The sequence below is a fragment of the Dokdonella sp. GW821-FHT11D02 genome (genome assembly GCF_058808595.1).
The window spans coordinates 1,535,544-1,557,570 of the sequence record NZ_CM179520.1 but is presented as its reverse complement, the minus strand read 5'-3'; the positions used below and the strand labels follow the sequence as shown (position 1 = coordinate 1,557,570).

Annotated in this window: 10 protein-coding genes; 1 reads left to right on the top strand and 9 read right to left on the bottom strand. The window is 66.7% G+C overall.

What is annotated here, in order from left to right; genetic code table 11:
* Positions 1-271 precede the first annotated feature (271 nt).
* The 4 genes from AC3QL3_RS06585 to trpB form a co-directional block, all read right to left on the bottom strand.
* The gene (locus AC3QL3_RS06585; protein ID WP_492897578.1) at positions 272-9,610 is read right to left on the bottom strand and encodes a DUF7507 domain-containing protein; all 9,339 of its coding nucleotides are present in this window, start codon (positions 9,608-9,610) and stop codon (positions 272-274) included.
* Positions 9,611-10,355: 745 nt separating this feature from the next.
* Complete coding sequence (accD, locus tag AC3QL3_RS06580; protein ID WP_492897577.1) at positions 10,356-11,219, bottom strand: acetyl-CoA carboxylase, carboxyltransferase subunit beta; 864 nt, start codon at positions 11,217-11,219, stop codon at positions 10,356-10,358.
* Positions 11,220-11,395: 176 nt separating this feature from the next.
* Positions 11,396-12,205, bottom strand: a complete 810-nt coding sequence (gene trpA / locus AC3QL3_RS06575) for a tryptophan synthase subunit alpha (RefSeq protein ID WP_492897576.1) — start codon at positions 12,203-12,205, stop codon at positions 11,396-11,398.
* A gap of 145 nt (positions 12,206-12,350) precedes the next feature.
* Positions 12,351-13,589 carry a tryptophan synthase subunit beta gene (gene trpB, locus AC3QL3_RS06570; protein WP_492897575.1) on the bottom strand — a complete coding sequence of 413 codons (1,239 nt, stop codon included), beginning with the start codon at positions 13,587-13,589 and terminating at the stop codon, positions 12,351-12,353.
* Between the two features lie 435 nt (positions 13,590-14,024).
* Between trpB and AC3QL3_RS06565 the strand changes: the two genes are divergently transcribed.
* On the top strand, positions 14,025-15,695 hold the full coding sequence (locus tag AC3QL3_RS06565; protein ID WP_492897574.1) for an MASE1 domain-containing protein: 1,671 nt from the start codon (positions 14,025-14,027) through the stop codon (positions 15,693-15,695).
* Here the strand turns inward: AC3QL3_RS06565 and AC3QL3_RS06560 are convergent.
* From AC3QL3_RS06560 to AC3QL3_RS06540, 5 genes are all read right to left on the bottom strand, one after another.
* Positions 15,638-16,234: a hypothetical protein gene (locus AC3QL3_RS06560; RefSeq protein ID WP_492897573.1), complete on the bottom strand. Its 597-nt coding sequence runs from the start codon at positions 16,232-16,234 to the stop codon at positions 15,638-15,640. The genes AC3QL3_RS06565 and AC3QL3_RS06560 overlap by 58 nt on opposite strands.
* A gap of 191 nt (positions 16,235-16,425) precedes the next feature.
* Positions 16,426-17,052: a phosphoribosylanthranilate isomerase gene (locus tag AC3QL3_RS06555; RefSeq protein ID WP_492897572.1), complete on the bottom strand. Its 627-nt coding sequence runs from the start codon at positions 17,050-17,052 to the stop codon at positions 16,426-16,428.
* 64 nt (positions 17,053-17,116) lie between these two features.
* Entirely contained in the window at positions 17,117-17,884 is a 768-nt protein-coding gene (gene truA / locus AC3QL3_RS06550; protein ID WP_492897571.1) for a tRNA pseudouridine(38-40) synthase TruA, read from the bottom strand.
* 170 nt (positions 17,885-18,054) lie between these two features.
* Positions 18,055-20,661, bottom strand: coding sequence for a motility hub landmark protein FimV (locus AC3QL3_RS06545; RefSeq protein ID WP_492897570.1), 2,607 nt, complete (start codon positions 20,659-20,661; stop codon positions 18,055-18,057).
* A 302-nt stretch (positions 20,662-20,963) separates the two neighbouring features.
* A complete protein-coding gene (locus AC3QL3_RS06540) occupies positions 20,964-21,992 on the bottom strand; it encodes an aspartate-semialdehyde dehydrogenase (RefSeq protein ID WP_492897569.1) in 1,029 nt (342 codons plus the stop codon).
* Positions 21,993-22,027: the final 35 nt, after the last annotated feature.

The window sequence follows — 22,027 nt, the reverse complement described above, 5'->3', positions numbered from 1 at the left end:
ATAGTCGCCGCATGCGGGTTGGCGGCGTTCTGATCCAGGCAACGTCAGCTTGCTTTCACCTCTCCCGCTCGCGGGAGAGGTCGCGCTGAAAGCGCGGGTGAGGGTGGAGGCCGCCACGAGCGGCCGAGGCTGTCGAACGTGGTCCTCCGACCATGTGAGGGGAGCCGATGGGGAGCGCGCGCCAGGGGTGGCTGCTCGGTTCGAGCCACCTAGCTCACGTGCCCCCACCCCAACCCTCTCCCGACCGCGGGAGAGGGAGAGTGGCGGGTCTTCAACCGCGCCGACGCGACAGCCTGGTGCCAGCCACCAGCATCAGCAACAAGCTCATCAAGGCCAGCATCCAACGCGCATCCACCGGCACCGGCACCTGCTCGATCGGCGGATTGCCCGACACCGTCGTCGTCGACGAGCTGCTGTCGTTGGCCGGGTCCGGATCGGGTGTGCTCGAGCTCGCCGTTGCCGTGTTTACGATCGTGCCTTGGCGGCCGGCGTCGATCGCGTAGGTCGCCGTGAACGTCGCCGTCTGACCGCTCGCCAGTGTGCCGAGCGTGCACGGGAACCCGCTCGCGCACGGCGCATCGGCGCGCACGAAGCTCAAGCCGGCCGGGGTCGGATCGGCCACCGTGACCGCGCTCGCCGCAGCCGGACCCTGGTTGGTCACGCTCAGCGTGTAGACGATGGTGCCGCCGGCGGCGGCCGTCGCCGGGCCCTGCTTGCTGATGCGCAGATCGGCCGTGTCGGGCGCCTGCGCGATCACCACGCTCGGCGCGACGTTGTTGGCCGGGATCGCATCCGGGGTCTGGCTCGCCGCCGTCGTCTGCAGCGTCCACGTTCCCGCCTGCGTCGGCGTGAACTGCGTCGTGCAGGTGATGGTCGCACCGACCGCCAGGCTCGCCACCGGTGGTGCCGGCGTGCACGTGGTCGCGAGCGGGCCGGGGCCGGTCGAGTCCGGTCCGTTCGGTTCGGTCACCGTGCAGGTCGCTCCGATCGCCGGCAGCGGGCCGTTGTTGGTGCAGCTCGTCACCACTTCGACCGGCGTGTTCACCGATACCGTCTGTGTCGCGGCGCCGGTCGCCATCATGTCGGCCACCTGCCCGCTCGCGTCCACCGGCGTCTGCGCGGTCGCGCTGTCGTTGTTTGCGTTCGGATCGCTCGTCGGGCTGCTTGCCGTCGCGGTGTTCACGATCGGGTTCGCACCGGCGTAGTCGAGCGGAACTTCATACGTGCTGGTGATCGTCGCCGAGGCGCCGCTGGCCAGATCGCCGAGTGCGCACGGATACGCGCTGGTACACGCGCCCGCGTTGCCGACAAAGGTCAGGCCGGGCGGTGTCGTATCGGCGACTTGGACCGAGGCGGCCGTGTTCGGGCCGGCATTGGTCACCACGATCGTGTAGACCAGGGTGTTGCCCGGTGCGATCACGCTCGGGCCGCTCTTGGTGATCGACAGATCCGCGGTCGGTGCACCGACTTCGGTCACCACCGGCGGACTGGTGTTGTCGCTCGGCGTCGGATCGGTCGTGCCGGTCGGCGGCGTCACCGTCGCGGTATTGGTCAGCGTGGCCGGCTGGGTCGGTGCGGTGGCGTTGATCGTGATCGTTGCGCTGCCGCCGCTCGGCAAGGTCGTGATCGTGCCGGCGACGGTGTTGTCGAACGCGCCGCAAACCGCGCCGCCGGTCTCTCCGCCGCAGGTCGCCGTCGCGTTGGTCAGACCGGCCGGCAGTGGATCGCTGACCGTCGCGCCGTTCGCATCGCTCGGGCCCGCGTTGTTGACCACGAGCGTGTAGCTGACTGCGCCGCCTGCAGCGACTGCGGCGGGGCCGGTCTTGCTGATCGACAGGTCCGCGGCCGGCTGCACCTCCGTTTGCACCGGTGGGCTGGTGTTGTCGCTCGGCGTCGGGTCGGTCACACCGGTCGGCGGCGTCACCGTCGCGGTGTTGGTCAGCGTGGCCGGCTGGGTCGGCGCCGTCGCGGTGATCGTGATCGTCGCGCTGCCGCCGCTCGGCAAGGTCGTGATCGTGCCGGCGACGGCGTTGTCGAACGCACCGCAAACCGCACCGCCCGTTTCGCTACCGCAGGTCGCCGTCGCGTTCGTTAGACCGGCCGGCAGCGGATCGCTCACCGTCGCACCGTCCGCCTTGCTCGGACCGGCGTTGCTGACCACGATCGTGTAGGTGACCGTGCCGGCCGCGCTCACCGTCGCGGGGCCCGTCTTCGTGATCGAGAGATTGGCGATCGGCGTCACTTCGGTCTCGACCGGCGGACTCGTGTTGTTGTTTGAGTCCGGATCGTCGCCACCCGCTGGCGGCGTGACCGTCGCCGTGTTGCTGAGTGGGATCACCTCGCTCGGCGCCGTACCGGTGATCGTGATCGTCACCGATCCGTTCGCCGGCAAGGTCGGCACCGTGCCGCTGACCGTGTTGCCCGTGATGGTCGGATTCGCGCACACCGCTCCGCCGGTCGGTGTGCCGCAACTTGCCTGCACGTTCGTAATCGCCGCCGGTACCGCGTCGCTGTAGGTCGCTCCGTTCGCCGCGTCCGGACCCGCATTGCTCACGACCAGCACGTAGGTGATCGTGCCGGCCGCTTCGATCGTGGCCGGGCCGCTCTTGCTGATCGACACGTCCACGCTGGCCGGTACCGTCACCGTCGCGCGGCCTTCGTCGTTGCTCGGCGTCGGGTCGGTCTGATCGCCGCCTGCGCTCGTCGCGACGTTGGTGATCGCGCCCGTCTGCGCCACCGTCGCGGTGATCTGCAACGTCGCCACCGCGCCGGCGCCGGTGGCGGCGAGATCGCCGACCGTCCACGCACCGGTCGCGTTGTCGTAGCTGCCTTGGCTCGGATTGGCGCTGACGAAGGTCAGGCCCGCGGGCAACGCGTCATTGGCAGTGACATGGGTCGCCGCGTTCGGACCGAGGTTGGTCAGCGTCACCGTGAAGGTCACGTTCTGACCCAGCAGCGGATTGGCGTTGTCGACCGTCTTCAAGACTTGCAGATCCGCGGCCTGACCGTTCGGTGTCACGCCCGATTGGTTGTTGGCGCTGTTGGGATCGGGTTCGTTCGAAGCCCCGGTCGCGGTGTTGGTGATCGCGCCGGCTTGGGTCACCGTCGCCACGATCGTCAGCGTCTCCTGCGCATTCGCCGCGACGTCGCCAACCGTCCACAGGCCGCTGGTGTCGTCGTACGTGCCGAGACTCGGCGTCGCACTCACGAACGCGAGGCCGGCGGGCAGCAGATCGGTCACGTTGACGCCGGTGGCCGGGCTCGGGCCGGCGTTGCGCACGGTGATCGTGAAGCTCACGTTCGAGCCCAGGTTCGGCGTCAATGTATCGGCCGTCTTGTTGACCTGGATGTCCGCGAGCAGACCGCCGTTGAGCGCTTCGCTGTCGGCGTTGTTGCTGGTATCCGGATCGAACTGGTCGCTCGCGCTGACCGTCGCCGTGTTTACGATCGCACCGGCCTGCGTCACGCGAGCGGTGATCGTCACCGTCGCATTGGCGCCGTTCACCAGCGTGCCGACCGTCCACAGGCCGCTCGTGTTGTCGTACGTGCCCTGACTCGGCGTGGCGCTGACGAAGGCGAGTCCGACCGGCAGGCCGTCGGTGATCGCGACATTGGTCGCGTCGTTCGGGCCGTCGTTGGTTGCGGTCACCGTGAACGTCACGTTCTCACCGACGTTCGGTGCCGCGTTGTCGACCGTCTTCTGCATCGACAGGTCGGCGGCCGAGCTGACGTCGGTGCTGGCGCTGTCGGTGTTGTCGGCCGGATCGGGATCGGTCGTTCCTGCGGGCGGCGTCACGCTGGCGCTGTTGGTCAGCGTCTGTGCGCCGATCGGCGCGGTGCCGGTGATCGTGATCGTCACCGAGCCGTTCGCCGGCAAGGTCGGCACCGTGCCGCTGACCGTGTTGCCGGTCACGTTCGGATTGGCGCAAACCGCGCCGCCGGTCGGCGTGCCGCAGCTCGCGCTTACGTTGGTGATGCCGGCCGGAACCGCGTCGCTGTAGCTCGCGCCGTTCGCGACGCTCGGACCTGCGTTCGCGATCAGCAAGGTGTAGCTGATCGGACTGCCCGAGGTAATCGTCGCAGGACCGTTCTTGACCAACGAGACATTCGCCACCGGCGTCACTTGCGTCTGCACCGGCGGCGTCGTGTTGTTGCCCGGGGTCGGATCGGTGGTTCCTGCCGGCGGGTTCGCTGTCGCGGTATTGCTCAGCGTCGTCGCATCGTTCGGCGCGGTGGCCGTGATCGTGATCGTGGCGCTGCCGCCGTTCGGCAGGGTCGTGATGATGCCGGCGACCGTGTTGTCGAAGCTACCGCACACGGCGCCGCCGCTGCCGGCGCAGCTTGCCGTTGCATTGCTCAGGCCGGACGGCAGCGGATCGCTGACCGTGGTGCCGTTCGCGTCGCTCGGGCCTGCGTTGCTGACGACGATCGTGTAAGTGATCGTGCCGGCCGCGTTCACTGTGGCCGGACCGGTCTTCGTCACCGACACGTCGACACTGCCGCTCAGTCCGGTCGTGACCGTGCTGCTGTTGTCGCTAGGATCGGGGTCCGTGATCGGGCTCGATACGGTCGCGGTGTTCGCGATCGTGCCGCTCTGGCCGGACGGAATCGCGTAGGTCACGTTGACGGTCGCGCTGCCACCGGCGGCGATGTCGCCGAGGTTGCATGGGAAGCCACCCGCACACGGTGCATCAGCTGAGACGAGGGTCAAACCTGCCGGCGTCGGATCGCTCAAGCTGACCAAGGTCGCTGTGCTCGGACCGGCGTTGCTGACCACCAGCTGATAGCTCACCGTCGTGCCCGGCGTCGCCGTGGCGGGACCGGTCTTCGTCATCGTCAGATTGGCCGAGCCGACGACTTGCGTTTGCACCGGCGGAGTCGTGTTGTCACCCGGCGTCGGATCGGTCGTGCCCGCTGGTGGCGTCACGCTCGCGGTGTTGCTCAAGGTCGTCGGTTCGTTGGGCGCGGTCGCGGTGATCGTGATCGTCGCGCTGCCGCCGCTCGGCAAGGTCGTGATCGTGCCGGCCACCGTGTTGTCGAACGCGCCGCAGACCGCGCCGCCGCTGGCCGTGCAACTCGCCGTTGCATTGGTCAAGCCGGCCGGCAAGGGATCGCTGACGGTCGTGCCGTTCGCGTCGCTCGGGCCGGCGTTGTTGACCACGATCGTGTACGCGACCGTGCCGCCAGCGGTGACCGTCGCCGGACCGCTCTTCGTGATCGAGAGATTGGCACTGCGCACGATCGGCGTCGTTGCGGTGCCGGAGTTGTCGGTCGAATTCGGGTCGGAGGTCGGGCTGGTCGCGGTCGCGGTGTTGACGATCGGACCCGGCCCGGCGTAACCCGACGGCACTGCATAAGTCACGTTCACCGTCGCGTTGGCGCCGGCGGCGATGTTGCCGAGGTTGCACGGGAAACCGCCCGCGCAGGGCGCATCGGCGGAGACGAAGCTGAGGCCGGCCGGGGTCGGATCGTCGAGGCTGACCGCGGTCGCCGTGCTCGGCCCTGCGTTGCTGACGACGATCTGGTAGCTCACGTTGGTGCCGGGTGTCGCGTTCGCAGGTCCGCTCTTGGCCACCGACAGGTTCGCGCTAGCGATCGGCGTCACCGTCGCGGTGCCTTGGTTGTTGGCTGGATTGGGGTCGGTCTGATCGAGCGCGTCGAGGCTCGCCGTGTTGGTCACGCTGGCGTCGGTGTTGACGGTCGCGACGAGGGTCAAGGTCGCGGTGGCACCCGCGCCCGTCGCGGCGAGGCCGCCGACGGTCCATAGGCCGGTGCCGCTGTTGTAGCTGCCCAAGCTCGGCGTCGCGCTGACGAAACTCAGCCCGGCCGGCAATGCATCGGCGATGCGCACGCCGGTCGCCGCGCTCGGACCTTGGTTGGTCACGGTGATCGTGAAGCTCACGTTCTGGCCACGCGTCGGGTTGGCCTGATCGACCGTCTTCAGCATCTGCAAGTCGGCAGCCTGACCGTTGATGGTGACGCCGCTGCTGTCGTTGGCGGTGTTCGGATCGTGCTGATCGGAAGCAGCGATCGAGGCGGTATTGGTCAGATTGCCGGGCACGCCGACCGTGGCCACGATCGTCAAGGTCGCGTTCGCGGCGTTGGCCAGCGCGCCGAGCGTCCACACGCCGGTGACGGCGTCGTAGCTGCCGACCGAAGCGGTCGCCGAAACGAAGTTCAAGCCGGTCGGCAGCAAGTCGTCGACGACCACGCCGGTGGCGGCGTTCGGGCCGGCGTTGCGCACGGTGATGGTGAAACTGACTTGCGCACCGAGATTGGGCGTGGTCGTGCTCGCGCTCTTGTTCACCTGCAGATCGGCCGACGGCTGTGCGTTCAACATCGCCGAGGCGGCGTTGTTGCTGGTGTCGGGATCGAACTGGTCGCCGGCGGATTTCGTCGCCGTGTTGGTGATCGAGCCGGTTTGGATCACGGTCGCGGTGATCGCCAGCGTCGCTTGTGCCGCGTTGGGGATGGAGCCGACCGTCCACAGGCCGCTCGTGTTGTTGTAGGTGCCTTGACTCGGCGCTGCCGAGACGAAGGTGAGCCCGGCCGGCAGCGCGTCGGTGATCGCCACGCCGGTCGCGGCGTTCGGGCCGTTGTTGCGCGCGGTCACGGTGAAGACGACGTTCTCGCCGACGTTCGGTGCCGCGTTGTCGACCGTCTTGGTCATCGCGATGTCGGCGGCGCCGTTCACCGGCACCGTGATGGTCCCGCTGCAACGTGCAGCCGCCGGGCAGCCGGCATCGCCGCCGCCGCTGGCGGTCGCGGTGTTGTTGGCGTTGGTCGCGTTCGCGGCAACGGCGACGTTCAAGATCAGCGTCGTACTCGCCGTGGCCGCCAAGGTGCCGGAGAACACGCACGAAAGCGCCGGGCTTCCACTGCAGCTCCAATTCGCACCGCTCGCGCTGACCAGGGTGATGCCGGTCGGCAGCGTATCGGACAAGGTGATGTTGCCCGCCGTCGGGCCGGCGCCGCCGTTGGTGACGATGATGGTGTAGCTGGCCGGCTGGCCGACCGTGAACGGATTGGGCGTCGCGCTCTTGCTCACGCTGAGCTGCGGCTGCAGCAGGGTTGTCGTGGCCGAGCCGGAGTTGTTGCTCGGGTCCGGATCGGTGGTGCCTGCGGGCGGTTGCGCGCTGGCGCTATTGATCACCGAGGCACCGCTGATGGGCGCGTTGCCGGTGATGGTGAAGGTCACGCTGCCGCTGGGCGGCAAGGTGGTGATCGTGCTCGTCACCGCATTGCCGGTGACGTTGACCGCGCCGCAGACCGCGCCGCCGACCGGAGTGCCGCAACTCGCGGCGACGTTGCTGATGCCGGCCGGTACGTTGTCGCTGAAGGTGGAGCCGTTCGCGTTGCTCGGGCCGGCATTCGTCACCACCACGTTGTAGCTCAGCGCGCCGCCGAAGCCGGCGCTGGCCGTGCCGGTCTTGACCGCGGACAGGTTCGCGCTCGGCGCAGCGGTATCGGTATCGGTCGCCTGGTTGTTGGCCGGATTGAGATCGACGCTGCCGGCCGGCGCCGTCACCGTGGCGGTATTGGCGAGATTGCCGCTGGCGGCCGCGCTGACGGTGCCGGACACCGTAAACGTCGCGCTGCCGCCGGACGGAAGCGTGACGTTCGTATTGATGTTGCCGCTGCCCGCTGCGATACAGGTGCCGCCGCCGGCGCCCACGCAGGTCCAGGTGCCGGTGAAGACCGCCGGGAAGGTATCGGTGACGTTGGCGCCGGTCGCAGTGGCGGGGCCGGCATTGCTGACGATGATGGTGTAGGTCAAGGCCGCGCCGGGCGTGTACGTCGTGCGGCCGTCGGTCTTGGTGATCGAGAGATCGAGTCCGGGTGAAACCGGGTTCGTCGTCTGCGCACATTGCGCATTGCCGGCGTTCGGACAGGTCGGCAGCGGATCGGGATCGCCGCCGCCGCCGACCGCGACGGTGTTCGTCACCGAGCCTGTGGTTGCGGCCGGAATCGCCACGTTGATGCGCACGCTGGCCGAGCCGCCGACCGCAATCGGCGCGGTCGGCGTGAACGTGCAGGTCAAGGTTCCGCCGGCCGGTAAGGCGCCGCAGTTGACCGTGCCGTTGGCGCTCGAAACGGCGGTGGCGGTGAAGCCGGCCGGCAAGGTGTCGACCAGGTTGATCGCGGCGGAGGTCGGGCCGGTGCCGTTGTTCTGTACGGTGATCTGGTAGTAGCCGTCGCCGGCTGCGCCGGTCTGCCCGCTCGCCAGCGTGCCGACGACGGACTTGGCAGCGGCCAGTTGCGGGATCGCCACGGCCAGCACTTCATCGCCGACCAGGTTGCTGAGATTGGCGACGCCGCTGATGCTGGCGTTGGTGTTGTGGTACACGCCGGCCGTCGCGGAGGTCACGTCGACCGCGATCTGGCAGGCCATCTGCCCGCCCGCACTGGCGGCGCCGTTGACGCGTCCGCCGGTGAGCTGGATGGTGCCGCTGGCGGCCGCCGCGGTAACCGTCATGCCGGCCGGGAAGGTCGTACCGAGCGCACCGCCGGCGGGGCAGCTGGTGCGGATGTTCGGTGTCGGCGCGACCACCACGCCGCTCGGCAATGTGTCGAGGAAGTTCATGCTGGCGACCGCGTTGACCGTCTTGTTGCTCAAGTCGAAGGTCAGCGTGGAAACGCCGTTGAGCGCGATCGTGGTCGGATTGAAGGCCTTGGTCAGGTCGACCGCGCCCATCGCGAAAGTGACGCGATATTCGAGCGTGAAGGAAGCCGAGCCGGCCGGCACGTTCCACTGCGCCGCCATGCCGTTGTCGGTGGTCGGGTTGGTGTCGACGGTGTTGTTGAGGTTGCCGGTGCCGGTGACGCAGGGATTGGTCGCGGTGACGGTGCCGTTGCAGGTCAGCGTTCTGACGTCGTCGTAGTAACCGGTGTAGTAGCGATCCCAGATCGGCGTGCCCGACGAGGGTTCGTACCAGAGCGCTTCGAATTGACTGTTCTTGATGACGCCGACCACGTCCGGGATGCCGCTGGTATTGCCGGGGCTGACGCGCGAGAAACCGGGGCCTTCGTCGCCGCCTTGCAGGAAGGTGTCGATGTTCTGATAGAACTTGAGCGCAGCGCCGGTGGTCGGCATGCCGGTGAGCGCGACGCGACGCGTGAACCAGCCCTGCGGCCGCACATAGCTGTCGGTCAGCGTGACCGTGATGCCGTTGTCCGCGGCGACCGACGGCCGCAGGACGGTCGTCACCACCCACGGCGATGCGGCCGTGCCGGCGCCGCTGATCGCGCTTTGCGAAACTTGGGTAAAGGTGGAGAACGGGGCGCCGGTGGCGTTGTCGGCATTGGTGTAGACGCGTGTCGTCGCATTCGTGCCGCGGTCGACGCGCAGATACACGCTGTTGAAGATCGCGGTGCCGGTCTGCGGTGTGCTACCGGGCTCATAGACCTGCCCGCTGCCGGCGAGATTGACCTGGAACTGGCTGTTGCTGCCCCAGCGCATGCGCAGGCCGTCGGAGCCGTTGGCGAGCACGCCGCCGGTCGGATTCACGTCGCGCTGCGAGGTCGCGCCGGCGCCGTAGGCCGTCGGCGCCGTCATCACCCCGACCGACAGCACCAACGCCGCTGCGGTGAGGCGGATCGCGGATCTCATTCGACCGTTTGCGTCGATCAGCCGGCGCGGCGAGGAAGGTGTCGGGCGATCGGTGTGGGCAACACGCATGGCGTTTCCTTGGTCGAAAGTCGATGCAACGAGCGGACGCCCGCTCGTTCCGCTGCGGCGGCGTGGCTGGATGGAGGTGAGGCGCGCGTGCAGATCGCGAATCGCGTTCGTCAGCAACGAGCGAACGGAAGCGGGGCGCATCGATAAGAGCGGTAAGACGAGCCGGCTTTGCGCAGCGGCTGGCGGCGATTCAGTGCGGACGCTGCGCGTGAATGCGCCAACGAGGGGACGGGCAGGCTCGTCTTGCGATCCGGTGTCCAAATCCATGTTTTTCCCCTAGCGCCGCGCGCTTTTGCATCCCGAGGTGCGGACCGTCGTTAGCGCTATTCCCCCGTGCGGACGTCGCACGCTCTAAACGATCGATCGGTGGTTACACCCAGCTTTCCCCTATTTTGCGAAGTCACTCACGAATTGCATGTAAATTCTTGTGGCGTTGAAAAAATAAAATCAATCGCCGCATTTTTCACACGCTAACGACATTTGTCGTGCTTGGGATTTCGGTGTGGAATGCCGAAAATGTGACCGGCCGCACAATGCGCACTGCCGCCCGTGCGCGTGAAGACGCGCGGAGGGAGCGGATAGGAAAGCCTTTCAGAGGAAGCTGCGAATTGCCGTGCGTGTCCGGCACGAGCGTCGCTCGGCACAACTGTGCCGAGCGGCCGTTCGGATGAGGCGATTACGCGGCGTGCGGACGCTTGGTCAGCAAGTCGAGCATGGCGGCGATTTTTGCGCGCAGTTCGCGCCGATCGACGATCAGATCGATCGCGCCGTGCTCGAGCAGAAATTCGGAGCGCTGGAAACCTTCGGGCAGAGTTTCACGCACGGTCTGCTCGATCACGCGCGGTCCGGCGAAACCGATCAGCGCCTTCGGTTCGGCGATGTTGAGATCGCCGAGCATGCCGAGGCTGGCGGAGACGCCGCCGGTGGTCGGATGCGTCAGCACGCTGACGAAGGGCACGCCGGCGTCGCGCAGGCGTGCGAGCGCGGCCGAGGTTTTGGCCATCTGCATCAGCGAGAACAAGCCTTCCTGCATGCGCATACCGCCGCTGGCGGAAAAGCAGACCAGCGGCATGCGTTCGGCCAAGGAGAGCTCCGCCGCACGCGTGAACTTCTCGCCGCCGACCGAGCCCATCGAACCGCCGATGAAGGCGAACTCGAATGCCGTGGCGACGGTCGGCTGACCCAGCAGCGTACCGCGCATGGCGACTAGCGCGTCTTTTTCGCCGGTCTGCTTCTGCGCGGCGAGCAGGCGATCCTTGTACTTCTTGGTGTCGCGGAACTTGAGCGGATCGGTCGGCTCGAGACTCTCGAACAATTCCTGCGTACTGCCCGCATCGAGGAACGCCGCGAGGCGCGCACGCGCGCGGATCGCATGATGGTGGCCGCATTTGGGGCACACCATCAACGCGGCTTCGAGCTCGGGCTTGTACAGCACCGCGCCGCAGCCCTCGCATTTTTCCCACAGGCCTTCGGGCACCTTACCCTTTCCCGCTCCGGCGGCCCGAGTCCGCGGGCCGACGAGTTTCTGCAACCAGTTCATGTGTTTTTCCGTATTTCTCCGACCGTTGTCGGGCCGGTATCAAAAGAGTGAAGCACGCCGAACGCGAACGACGCGAAGAATCAAAGAGCGAAGAATCCGGGAACGTACCGCTGTTCCGCCTCCGATAACCTTGCCTCCGCGTTCTTCGTGTCGTTCGTGACTCAGGCTCTTCGCCTTCAGGTGTTTTCGCGCGCATCCAGCGCGGCTCGGATCGGAGCGAGGAACTCGCGCGCTCGCGCCGTGACTTCGTCCGCGTCGGCCGCACCGGCGAGCCGCTCGACCAGGGCGCTGCCGATCACGACGGCATCGGCGAACTCGCCGATCGCCGCGGCGGCAGCCGCATCGCGTACGCCGAAACCGACCGCGACCGGCGTCCGCGCGCGTTGCTTGATCGCGCCGACGCGTGTACGCACGTCGTCCTGACTGAGCCGATCCGCGCCGGTGATGCCGGCGAACGAAACATAGTACAGGAATCCCTGCGCCGCCTCGCAGACTCGCTCGAGGCGATCGGCGGTGGTGGTCGGTGCGGCTAGGAAGATCTGGCGCAACCCCGCTTCGCGCAAGGGCGCTGCGGTTTCGAACTCCTCGATCGGGCAGTCGACCAGCAGGACGCCGTCGACGCCGGCCTCGACCGCCGCCTGCGCGAAGCGTGTCGCGCCGAAGATCTCGACCGGATTGAGATAGCCCATCAGCACGATCGGCGTGGACGAATCGCGCGCGCGGAAGTCGCGTACCCAGCCGAAGATCTGGCGCAGGCCAATGCCCTTGGCGAGCGCGCGTTCGCTGGCGTGCTGGATCACCGGGCCGTCGGCCATCGGGTCGGAGAACGGCACGCCGAGCTCGATCAGATCGGCGCCGGCCTCGACCAGCGCGTGCATCAGCGCGACGCTCGCCTGCGGCAGCGGATCGCCGGCAGTGACGAAGGGAATCAGGCCGGTACGGCGCTGGGTTTTCAGTTGGGCGAAGCGTTGGTCGATCCGGTTCATGTGCGCCCCGCGTCGTCGTCTAGCCCGCACAGACGGGCGTCCACCGAGAAATGAATGAAATCGCCGGTGCGAAGGAAAAGCGGTAATGGATTCCCGCTTGTGCGCAAATGCCGGCGCGGCGAATGAGGGCTTGCGATATCGATCCTCACAGCTCGATTCCCTCTCGCGCCGCGATCGTATGCACGTCCTTGTCGCCGCGCCCCGACAGGTTGCACAGCACCAGCGCTTCTTTCGGCAAGTCGCGCGCGAGTTTCATCGCCTGCGCTACCGCGTGACTTGATTCGAGCGCCGCCAAAATACCCTCACTGCGCGCGAGCTGATGGAATGCGGCAAGTGCCTCAGCATCGGTGACGCCGACGTAGTTCGCGCGGCCGCTGTCTTTGAGGAAGGCGTGTTCGGGACCGACGCCGGGATAATCGAGCCCGGCCGAGACCGAATGCGTCTCGGTGATCTGACCGTCGTCGTCGCACAGCACGTAGGTGCGATTGCCGTGCAGCACGCCCGGGCGGCCGGCGGCGAGCGAGGCCGCATGACGGCCGCTCGCGATGCCCTCTCCGGCCGCTTCGGCACCGACGATGCGCACCTCGCGATCGTTCAAGAACGCGTGGAACAAGCCGATCGCATTCGAGCCGCCGCCGACGCAGGCCGTGATCACGTCCGGCAAGCGCCCGTATTGCTCGAGCATCTGCGCGCGTGCTTCGCGTCCGACCACGCTATTGAAGTCGCGCACCATCTGCGGGTACGGATGCGGACCTGCGACCGTGCCGATGATGTAGAAGGTATCGGCGACGTTGGTGACCCAGTCGCGCATCGCCTCGTTGAGCGCATCCTTGAGCGTTTTCGAGCCCGAGGTGACCGGCACCACTTCGGCGCCGAGCAGCTTCATGCGATAGACGTTGATCTTCTGCCGCTCGATGTCGGTCGCGCCCATGTAGACGACGCAATCGAGGCCGAAACGCGCGCACACCGTCGCGGTGGCGACGCCGTGCTGGCCGGCGCCGGTTTCGGCGATGACGCGGCGCTTGCCCATGTGGCGTGCCACCAGCGCCTGTCCGATCGTGTTGTTGATCTTGTGCGCGCCGGTGTGATTCAAATCCTCGCGCTTGAGCAGGATCTGCGCGCCGCCGATCTGCCGCGACAGGCGCTCGGCGTGGTAGATCGGCGAAGGGCGGCCGACGTAGTACTTGAGATCGCGTTCGAACTCGGCGACGAAGGCCGGGGCTACGCGCAAAGCCTCGTAGGCGGCGGTCAGTTCAGCCAAGGGTGCGATCAGGGTTTCGGCGACGTAGGAGCCGCCGTAGTCGCCGAAGCGGCCGCGCGCATCGGGATAGTGCGCGTAATCGATCGCCGCGGCGGCGACGTCGGGGGAAGGTTGGGTCGGCATGGAACTCTCCGGAACGGAAGGCTTGCCCAGCGCTGCACGAGCGCTAAGATGGAACAGCTGGCCGGACTGGCGGCGAGCCGCAGGGACGATGCGTCGACGGCGAGCGCTATCGCACCGCAGCGGCGGGCACGCGGCGCCATCGACGCAAAGAGCGGCCGAACGGCGGAGAAGGAAGTGGGCGAGTCGATCGGTCCATCGGAGTGCGCATAGCGTACCTAATCTGGCGCGATTTCGCCGTCGGGGATCGTTTCCCGGGCTATGCGGTCGAATCGTCGCGGCGGAACGCAGGCGATGCAGGAGGAGGCGGGTCTGCAAGGCACGCTCGCGGGCACCGTGCTAACGCCTTCAGGGCTTCCGACTTTGTGACCGGATTCAATGTATTGGGTAGTGCCCGGTTTCTCGACTTGACGCTAATGAGCTCGGGCAAGGATGCTTATGCTTCGCATCGTCTCATTGACGAAAATCTTCATCCGGTTTTCATGCGCAAATGACCAAGAGGCCGTATCAGTGCGACTGAATTGGCTGGAACAGGAATTTCAGCTGCGTATTCGCCTGAGCGGCTTGCTGCTGATGGCGGCGTACGCGATCGTGTTCTGCCTGGTGCGCCAAAAAGTCTCGGTCGACCAATGGATGCTTTCAGCCGGCTTGCGCGTGGGCGCCCTGCTCTTGTTGGCGCCGCGCTACTGGCCGTATCTGATAGCCGGCGAGTATGCGGCCTTCGCTTATATGCGCTATCCGCTGATCGACAAATTCGGCTTGCCTTGGGTCGTATTCTCCTCCGCCGTGTTGATGCCGATGGCCGCGCTGATCGTCCACCGCCACCGTCGCCTGATCGGCTCGGGCAATCCTTACGGGCTGGTCTCGATGGCTGCGCTGTGCGCGATCTGCATCACCGCGCTCAACTTGAGCATGGCCTGGCTGCTGATGCCCACTCGCCATACCGCGGTCTCGTGGGACGGCGCCATCACCTTTGCGATCGGAGATTATCTCGGCATCCTGATCTGCGTGCCCCTGGTGATGCTGTGGAAACACCGCCACCTGTCGATTCAGTTTTCCAGGCACTGGCGGTTGGACGTGGCGATCGCGCTGCTCCTCATCGCCACGCTCGGCGTCTATGCGATGCAACTTCCGGTAGAGGAAATCGCGGCGAAGAACAGCTTGCGCATCCTGATGCTGCTGCCGGTCATCGTGCTGACTTGCCTGCACGGCTGGCAAGGCGGTGCCGTCGGCGTCGCCGCTCTGAACTTGATCGTGGGATTCACGATAGAACGCGCAGATCCGCTGGGATCACGTGATCTGAACGCTCTCGTCGCACAGGAGACCCTGGCGATGGCGAGTACCGCGCTGCTGCTGCTCGGATCGACGATTTCCCACTTCTACTACAAGTTCATGCATCGCGATCGCATCGAAAGGAGCGCGCTGTCGCTGGCGCAGGTCAATCTGCTCGCCAGCGAGCGCAAATTGCGCGAAAGCGCAGCGCGCATCACTGTCCTCAGTGACGAAATGGACGATGCGTTCCGCAAGACGGCGCAGTGGTTGCGCGAGCGCGGCCACAATGCGGCCGCGACGGACATGCTGCGCTCGAGCGTGAAGCAGGGGCACCTATTCCGCGAACAATTGAGCCTCATCTACCCGTCGGGCATCGAGCACTACGGTCTGTATCTGGTCTTGCAATCGAGCGGCATCGCCGAGGTATGGGAACAATCCGATCGCCTTACCTCGCCGCATCTCACGGGAAATCCGTGCCAGCTGAGCCTGGGAATGCAGCTGGCTGCCTACCGCAGCGTCTGCGATGCGGTCGCCATTCTGCTGCAGGACGAATCGGGCATCGTCAAAATCCGCGCTCGATGCGGGCGCAAAGGCCCGCATCGAGGCATCGTCATCAACGTCTTCCTACTCGACCGCGCACGTACGCTGTCACCGCAGACCGCGGCACGCGCCGTCGATTCGCTGACGGTGCGAGCCTTGGCCTACGGCGGCACGGTTTCGTGCCGCCGCAATCACATCCGGCTGTCATTGGTCGAACCGAAGAACCAAGCGCCGACTGTTCAACGCGTGGCGTCGGGCGCCTCGATCGACCAGATGATGCCGCCGTCCACCTCGTAGGCGGCCAGCACGACATCCGTCGTGCGGTAGATCTCGGTCCGCAACGCGCCTGCCGGAATCGACACGCTCTGTTGCGGCAGCGAGACGCGGTCCGCAGCGCTGCCGGCCGGTAGCGTCCAGAATGTTTCGCCGACGCCGCCGATGATGGCGCGAACGTTGCCGCGGCGGTCGTTGACCTGCAGGTACTGGATTCCGTCGCGCTCGAGCTCGTAGACCCTCCATGCCGCACTCTCGCTGACGTTGAAAGACGGCGGATTTGCCTGGCCGAGACCAGTCGTTGCCTTCGCTGTGCCGTGCGGATCGCTCGGTCCACTCGTGAGCATCGGTCCGCCATGCGGATCGCTCGGTCCGCTCGTGGTGGTCGGTCCGCCGTGCGGATCACTCGGTCCGCCCGTGGTCGTCGGTCCGCCATGCGGATCGCTCGGCCCGCTCGTGGTCGTCGGTCCGCCATGCGGATCGCTCGGTCCACCCGCGAGAGTCTTTCCACCATGCGGGTCGCTCGGCCCACCCGCGAGAGCAAGACCGGCCATCGAGAACATTGCCACGGTGCCCATCGCCCACAACGAAACACGATGCAGTATCGTCATAACTCACCCGCCTGTTAGAGGTTTGGAAGATAGCGCTCGCCAGAATTTGCGCCTCGTGGCGCCTGGCCGATCGACGCTAGCACAACTTTTTCACGCGGACTTTGGCGACGAATGCAAACGCGAACGATGCGGATCGCGCGCGATTATCGGTTCGCCGCGCGCACCGCGGCGACGAATGCGCGCATCTTCGCGGCATCCTTGATGCCAGGCGAGGACTCGATACCGCTCGAAACGTCCACCGCGAACGGCTGCATTTGCGCAATCGCCTGCGCCACGTTGCTCGCGTCGAGTCCTCCGGCGAGCACGATGGGACGCTGCAGCGATACCGTTTTGGACCAATCGAAGCGAGCGCCGGTGCCGCCAGCGCCGCCGCTGGCGTGGCTGTCGAGAAGGAAGCCGCGCGCCTCCGAATAGCGCTCGGCATAGGCCGCCGCATCGGCGGTTGAGCCCATCGGTACCGCCTTCAGATAGGGGCGCGCGAAGCGCGCGACGAACGACGGCGGCTCTTCACCATGAAACTGCAGCATGTCGGGCTGAACGATTTCTGCAGTTCGTTCAATCCAGTCCGCCTCGTCATCCATGAACAGCGCGACCGCAGCGACGAACGGCGGCAAGTCTTCGCGCAACGCGCGTGCTCGCGCCGGCTCGACGAAGCGCCGGCTCTTGCGCGTGAGCACGAAGCCGATCGCGTCGACGCCGAGCGCGACGGCTGCGCGTACGTCTTCCTCGCGCGTCAGACCGCAGAACTTGATGCGCGTGCGCGTGTTCATCGTGCACGACATCCGATCGCGAGTGATGCGACTTCGGTGCGTCGAAACCTCGACGCGAGGCGGTTCACAACGTCACCTCGGCCGGCAGTTTCCACTGCGCCGGATAGCGCGGCGCGAGAAAGGCCAGCCCGGATGCCGGCGCAGTCGGTCCGGCGACGCCGCGATCGCGGCCGCGCAACAACTCGCCGAGCCACTCCGGCGGCTGTTCGCCGCGTCCGATCGGCAGCAGCGAGCCGACGATGTTGCGCACCATGTGATGCAGGAACGCGTTGGCTTCGATCTCGATCGCGACTTCCTCGCCGTGGCGGACGACCGCGATCTCGCGCACTTCGCGCATCGGCGAATTCGCCTGGCACTGTGAGGTGCGGAACGCGCTGAAATCGTGTTCGCCGATCAAGGCTTGCGCGGCGCGATGCATCGTCTCGACTGCGAGCGGCACGCGTTCCCAGGTGACGAAGCGTGCGGCGAGTGCGGCGCGGATCGGCCGATTGAGGATGGTGTAGCGGTAGCGTCGCGCGCGCGCGCCGAAACGCGCATGGAAATCGTCGGCGACCGGTTGCGCCCACAACACGGCGACATCGCGTGCCAGGCGCGAATTCGCACCGAGCGCCCAAGCGCGCTCGCTGCGTGCGGACTGCGTGTCGAAATGCACGACCTGACAGCGCGCGTGTACGCCGGCGTCCGTGCGCCCCGCGCAGGTGACTTCGACGCTGTGATCGGCGACGAACGACAAAGCGGCCTCGACCTCGCCCTGCACGCTGCGTCCGTGCGAGAGACGCTGCCAGCCGGAGAAATCGGTGCCGTCGTATTCGATGCCTAGGGCGAGGCGCATTGAAGCGGGGATTGGAGATTCGGGAGTGGGGATTCGGAGAGCGTACAAGGGCCGCGCTTCGGTGCAAACCGAAGCGCAGCGGGATGGGTCAGAGCGAATCTGCGCCGCTACCAGCGCGAGTCGCCCATGCTTTCACCAATCCCCAATCCCCAATCTCCAATCCCGGCGTCTCAGCGCACTTCCGCCAACAACCGCTGCGCCTCGGCCTTCTGCGCCGCATTGCCCTCGGCGATGACTTCATCGAGCATCGAGCGCGCGCCTTCCGGATCGCCCATGTCCATGTAGGCCTTGGCCAGATCGAGCTTGGTGCCGACCGCATCTTCGCCACCGAAGTAGTCGTCCTCGATCGGCTCGGCCGCTGCCGCGACGGGCTTGGCGGGCGGATCGAAATCCAGCGGCGGCAGATCGAACTCGAATCCGCTGTCGAGCTTGTCCGCTTTGGCCGGCTGCGTCGACGGATGCGTTTCGAACGTGTCGTCGTCGAGGCCGAAACCGAGGCGCGCATCGGCCGGCGCGACCGGCTTCGGCGGCTCGACCGTCGGCTCGAAGTCGGCGGCGAAATCGTCCTCGTAGCGCGACGGCGAGGTATAGCCGTGCGCAGGCGGAACCGGCGCGGAGACCGGCTCCGACGGCAGCTCGATTTCGTCGTCGATCACGCCATGCTGCGCCGTGGCGAACAGCGGATTGCGCGGCGCGATCTCCTGCCCCATCGCCAAGGCTTCCTGCCACTCCGGCTGAGTCGGATCGGTGACGTAGCCGTGCATTTCCGCGGCGGCCGCTTCGAACTTGTCCGTCGCACGTTCGGCGTAGTGAATGCTCAACAGCTCAAGACGCAAGCCGAGGTTGTGCGGATCGCGCGCGATCTGCTCGCGCAGGCTGTTCTCTTCGGTGTCGTAGACCGAATCGGCCGACGCCGCGCCCGCGGAAGATAGCGGCGAATCGCCGAATGCGCTCGCGATCGAGCCGCGTTCGGGCGTCGCCGCTGGTTTGCGCTTGCGCAGGCCGAACAAGGCAGCGAGCAGCAACACCAGTCCGCCGCCGAGTGCGGCCGGAAGAACCCAAGGTTCCTCGTACCAAGGCGCGGCGGCGACAGGTTTGATTTTCGGCTTGGTGTCGGTCTTTGGCGTAGCCGCAGCAGCGGCCGGCTTGGGCGCCGCTGCGGCCGGTGGCGAGGTCGGCGCAGCGTCGGTAGGCGCCGGTGCGGCTGTGCTCGATGTCGGCGTCGATGCGGTCGGCGCGGGAGTACCGGTCGTCGCTGCCGGAGCAGGCGCGGGCGTGGACGCAGCCGGTGTCGCGTTAGTGGTCGCCGGGGTTTCCGCCAGCGGCACGGTAGTCGTCGATGTCGCTGCGGCAGCGGCGGCCGGCTTGGCCGCATCGGCAGCGGGCTTGGCCGGATCGGTGGCGGGTTTGGCGCCTGCGGTCGCATCCGCATTGCCCCAGATCTCGTCCTTGCTCGGCGGCGCTTTGCTGCTATCCGTCGGCTTGGCCGCAGCCACCGGCGCGTTCGCAGCGGGTGCCGGCGTGGCGGGCTTGGCCGCAGCGTTCTTGGAGGCAGGGTCCTGCATCTCCTTCAACTTGCGCTGCAGCTCGGCGATCTCCGAATCCTTGAGGCTGATCAGGCGATCGTTCTTGCCTTTCATGTCCTCGAGTTCTTGCACGCGCGACTTCAGCTCGCCCGTTTCCTGGCTGCGTGCGGTCAGGGCTTCCTTGGTGCGCGCAAGTTCGGCCTTGATCTCGGTCAGCGCCGGACTGCCGCCGCCGCTACCGGGGCGGTCGGCCATCGCGAGGCTGTCCTTACCGGCCTTGGGCGGTACCAGCTCGAGCCGCTCGCTGGGGCTCTTGCCGGCGGCGGCCGTCTTCGGCGCGGCGCTCTTGCTCTTGTCGGCGGCCGCGGGCGCGGCGGCCGGGGTGCCGGCATCGGCGACCAGGGTCGGGCTGGCGCGTCCACCGCGCCAATCCTCGATCTGCGCTTGTGCCTGCGTCGCCGCTTCGCTGGCCGAACCGATCGCTTTCGCTTCGGCGGCCGAGGGGATGCGCAAGATCGCACCGCGCTTGAGCGCGTTGATGTTGTTGCGATAGAACGCGTTCGGATTGTGCTTGAGCAGGGCCAGCATCATCTGGTTGTGCGAAACGCCGCTACCGGCTTCCGCACGCGCGATCGCCGACAACGTCTCGCCCGCTTCGACCGGTCCGTACTCGCCGCCGCTCGCTTTGCGCGCAGGCTCCGCGGCGGCAGGCACCGGCTTCTGGCGCGGCGCGGGTGTTGGCGCTGGTGCGGCGGCGGTGCTGCGTTCGGCACGCGGCTCACGCCGGATCAGGGTGACCGAGCCCGGTGCATTGGGGTTGCTCGCGGCTGGAGCGCTGCGTGCCGTCGCCGGAGCGCTCACGGGCGGATCGAGCAGGATCGCGTATTCGCGCAGCAAACGGCCCTTCGGCCAATTCGCCTCGACCAGCACGTCGAGGAAGGTGTCGCGCACCGGCTCCTTGCTGGTGATCTTGATGAAGACCTCGCCGCGATTGTTCTTCGTCACGGCGAAATCGAGCGGTACGGTCAGGCGCGAGCGGTTCAGGCCGACGCGCTCGAAATCCTCGGCACCGGCCAAATTGACCAACAGGCCCTCTGCCTCGCCGACGGTGCCTTGAAGGACTGGGATTTCGGCGTCCAACGGCTGGTTCAGTCTCGAATTGACGTGCACCGGGCCGAGCCCCAGCGCCGACGCATTCGCCGCGCTCAGCGCGAGCGCGATCGCAAGCGGAAGCTGCAACGATCGTTTCATCCAGGCGTCCCCCCAAAATCTTCAATAGTCTGTAAAGCAATGCGGTCGCGGTAGGGCCGCGCCACGTTCGTCGCATCGAGCGTTCGAGCCCTCGATGGGACGGCACCAAACCCTGTGCAGCAGCGATTTTTCAACCGCCCTTCCATGACCGGCCCGTATCGGGCTATCTCGAAACGGGCTTATAACACAATCGTAACCTCTACAGGCGATTGGGAAACCTGTCTCCGCGACGATCCGCGAACGGGTCAACATTCCACGCCCTACATGAACGCGAAGCGCCCCTCTCCGGACCCGCGGAGCGCTCAGAGATAGGACTGGATCAGGAGCTCGGCGACCTGCACCGCGTTCAGCGCGGCACCCTTGCGGATGTTGTCGGACACGATCCACAAGTTCAGTCCGCGCGGGTGGGAGATGTCTTCGCGAATGCGCCCGACGAAGACGTCGTCCTTGCCGGCGGCATGCGATACCGGTGTCGGATATCCGCCCGGCTTGCGTTCGTCGACGACGACGACGCCGGGTGCGTTCTCGAGCAACTGCCGCGCCGCCTCCGCCGTGAGCTTCTCGCGCGTCTCGATGTGTACCGCCTCGGAATGACCATAGAACACCGGCACGCGCACGGCGGTCGGATTCACCATGATGTAGGGATCTTCGAGGATCTTGCGCGTCTCCCACAGCATCTTCATTTCTTCCTTGGTGTAGCCGTTGGGCTGGAAGTCGTCGATCTGTGGAATCAGGTTGAACGCGATCTGCGCCTGGAACTTGGCCGGCGCGACGTCCTGGAAATTCAGCAGCGCCGCGGTCTGGCGGCCGAGCTCCTCGGCACCGGAACGGCCCGCGCCGGACACCGACTGATAGGTCGCAACGTTGATGCGCTCGATGCCGACGGCGCGATGGATCGGCGCCAGCGCGACCAGCATCTGCATCGTCGAACAGTTCGGGTTGGCGATGATGCCGCGCGCGGTGTACTGCGCGATCGCGTGCGGATTGACCTCGCTGATAACCAGCGGGATGTCGGGCTGATAGCGAAACTCGGAGGTGTTGTCGATCACCACCGCGCCGGCCGCGGCGGCGCGCGGCGCGTGCTCTTTCGACACGCTGCCGCCGGCGGAGAAGAACGCGATGTCGATGCCGTTGAAGTCGTACTCGGCCAAATTCCTGACCACCACTTCGCGGTTGCCGAACGCAACCTTGTCGCCGGCGGAACGCTCGCTCGCCAGCGGCACCAGTTCGGCGATCGGGAAGTCGCGCTGTTTCAAGATCGCGAGCAGGGCTTCGCCGACCGCACCGGTCGCGCCGACCATCGCTACGTTGTACTTCGTCTTGTCGTTCATCGGTTCTGCCAGAAATCGGAGTGGGGAATCGGCGA

Coding starts and splice junctions, on each gene's coding strand:
- truA (WP_492897571.1), bottom strand. CDS start 17,884: ATGCGCCTCGCCCTAGGCATCGAATACGACGGCACCGATTTCTCCGGC.
- AC3QL3_RS06565 (WP_492897574.1), top strand. CDS start 14,025: ATGCTTCGCATCGTCTCATTGACGAAAATCTTCATCCGGTTTTCATGC.
- accD (WP_492897577.1), bottom strand. CDS start 11,219: ATGAACTGGTTGCAGAAACTCGTCGGCCCGCGGACTCGGGCCGCCGGA.
- AC3QL3_RS06540 (WP_492897569.1), bottom strand. CDS start 21,992: ATGAACGACAAGACGAAGTACAACGTAGCGATGGTCGGCGCGACCGGT.
- trpB (WP_492897575.1), bottom strand. CDS start 13,589: ATGCCGACCCAACCTTCCCCCGACGTCGCCGCCGCGGCGATCGATTAC.
- trpA (WP_492897576.1), bottom strand. CDS start 12,205: ATGAACCGGATCGACCAACGCTTCGCCCAACTGAAAACCCAGCGCCGT.
- AC3QL3_RS06545 (WP_492897570.1), bottom strand. CDS start 20,661: ATGAAACGATCGTTGCAGCTTCCGCTTGCGATCGCGCTCGCGCTGAGC.
- AC3QL3_RS06555 (WP_492897572.1), bottom strand. CDS start 17,052: ATGAACACGCGCACGCGCATCAAGTTCTGCGGTCTGACGCGCGAGGAA.
- AC3QL3_RS06585 (WP_492897578.1), bottom strand. CDS start 9,610: ATGAGATCCGCGATCCGCCTCACCGCAGCGGCGTTGGTGCTGTCGGTC.
- AC3QL3_RS06560 (WP_492897573.1), bottom strand. CDS start 16,234: ATGTTCTCGATGGCCGGTCTTGCTCTCGCGGGTGGGCCGAGCGACCCG.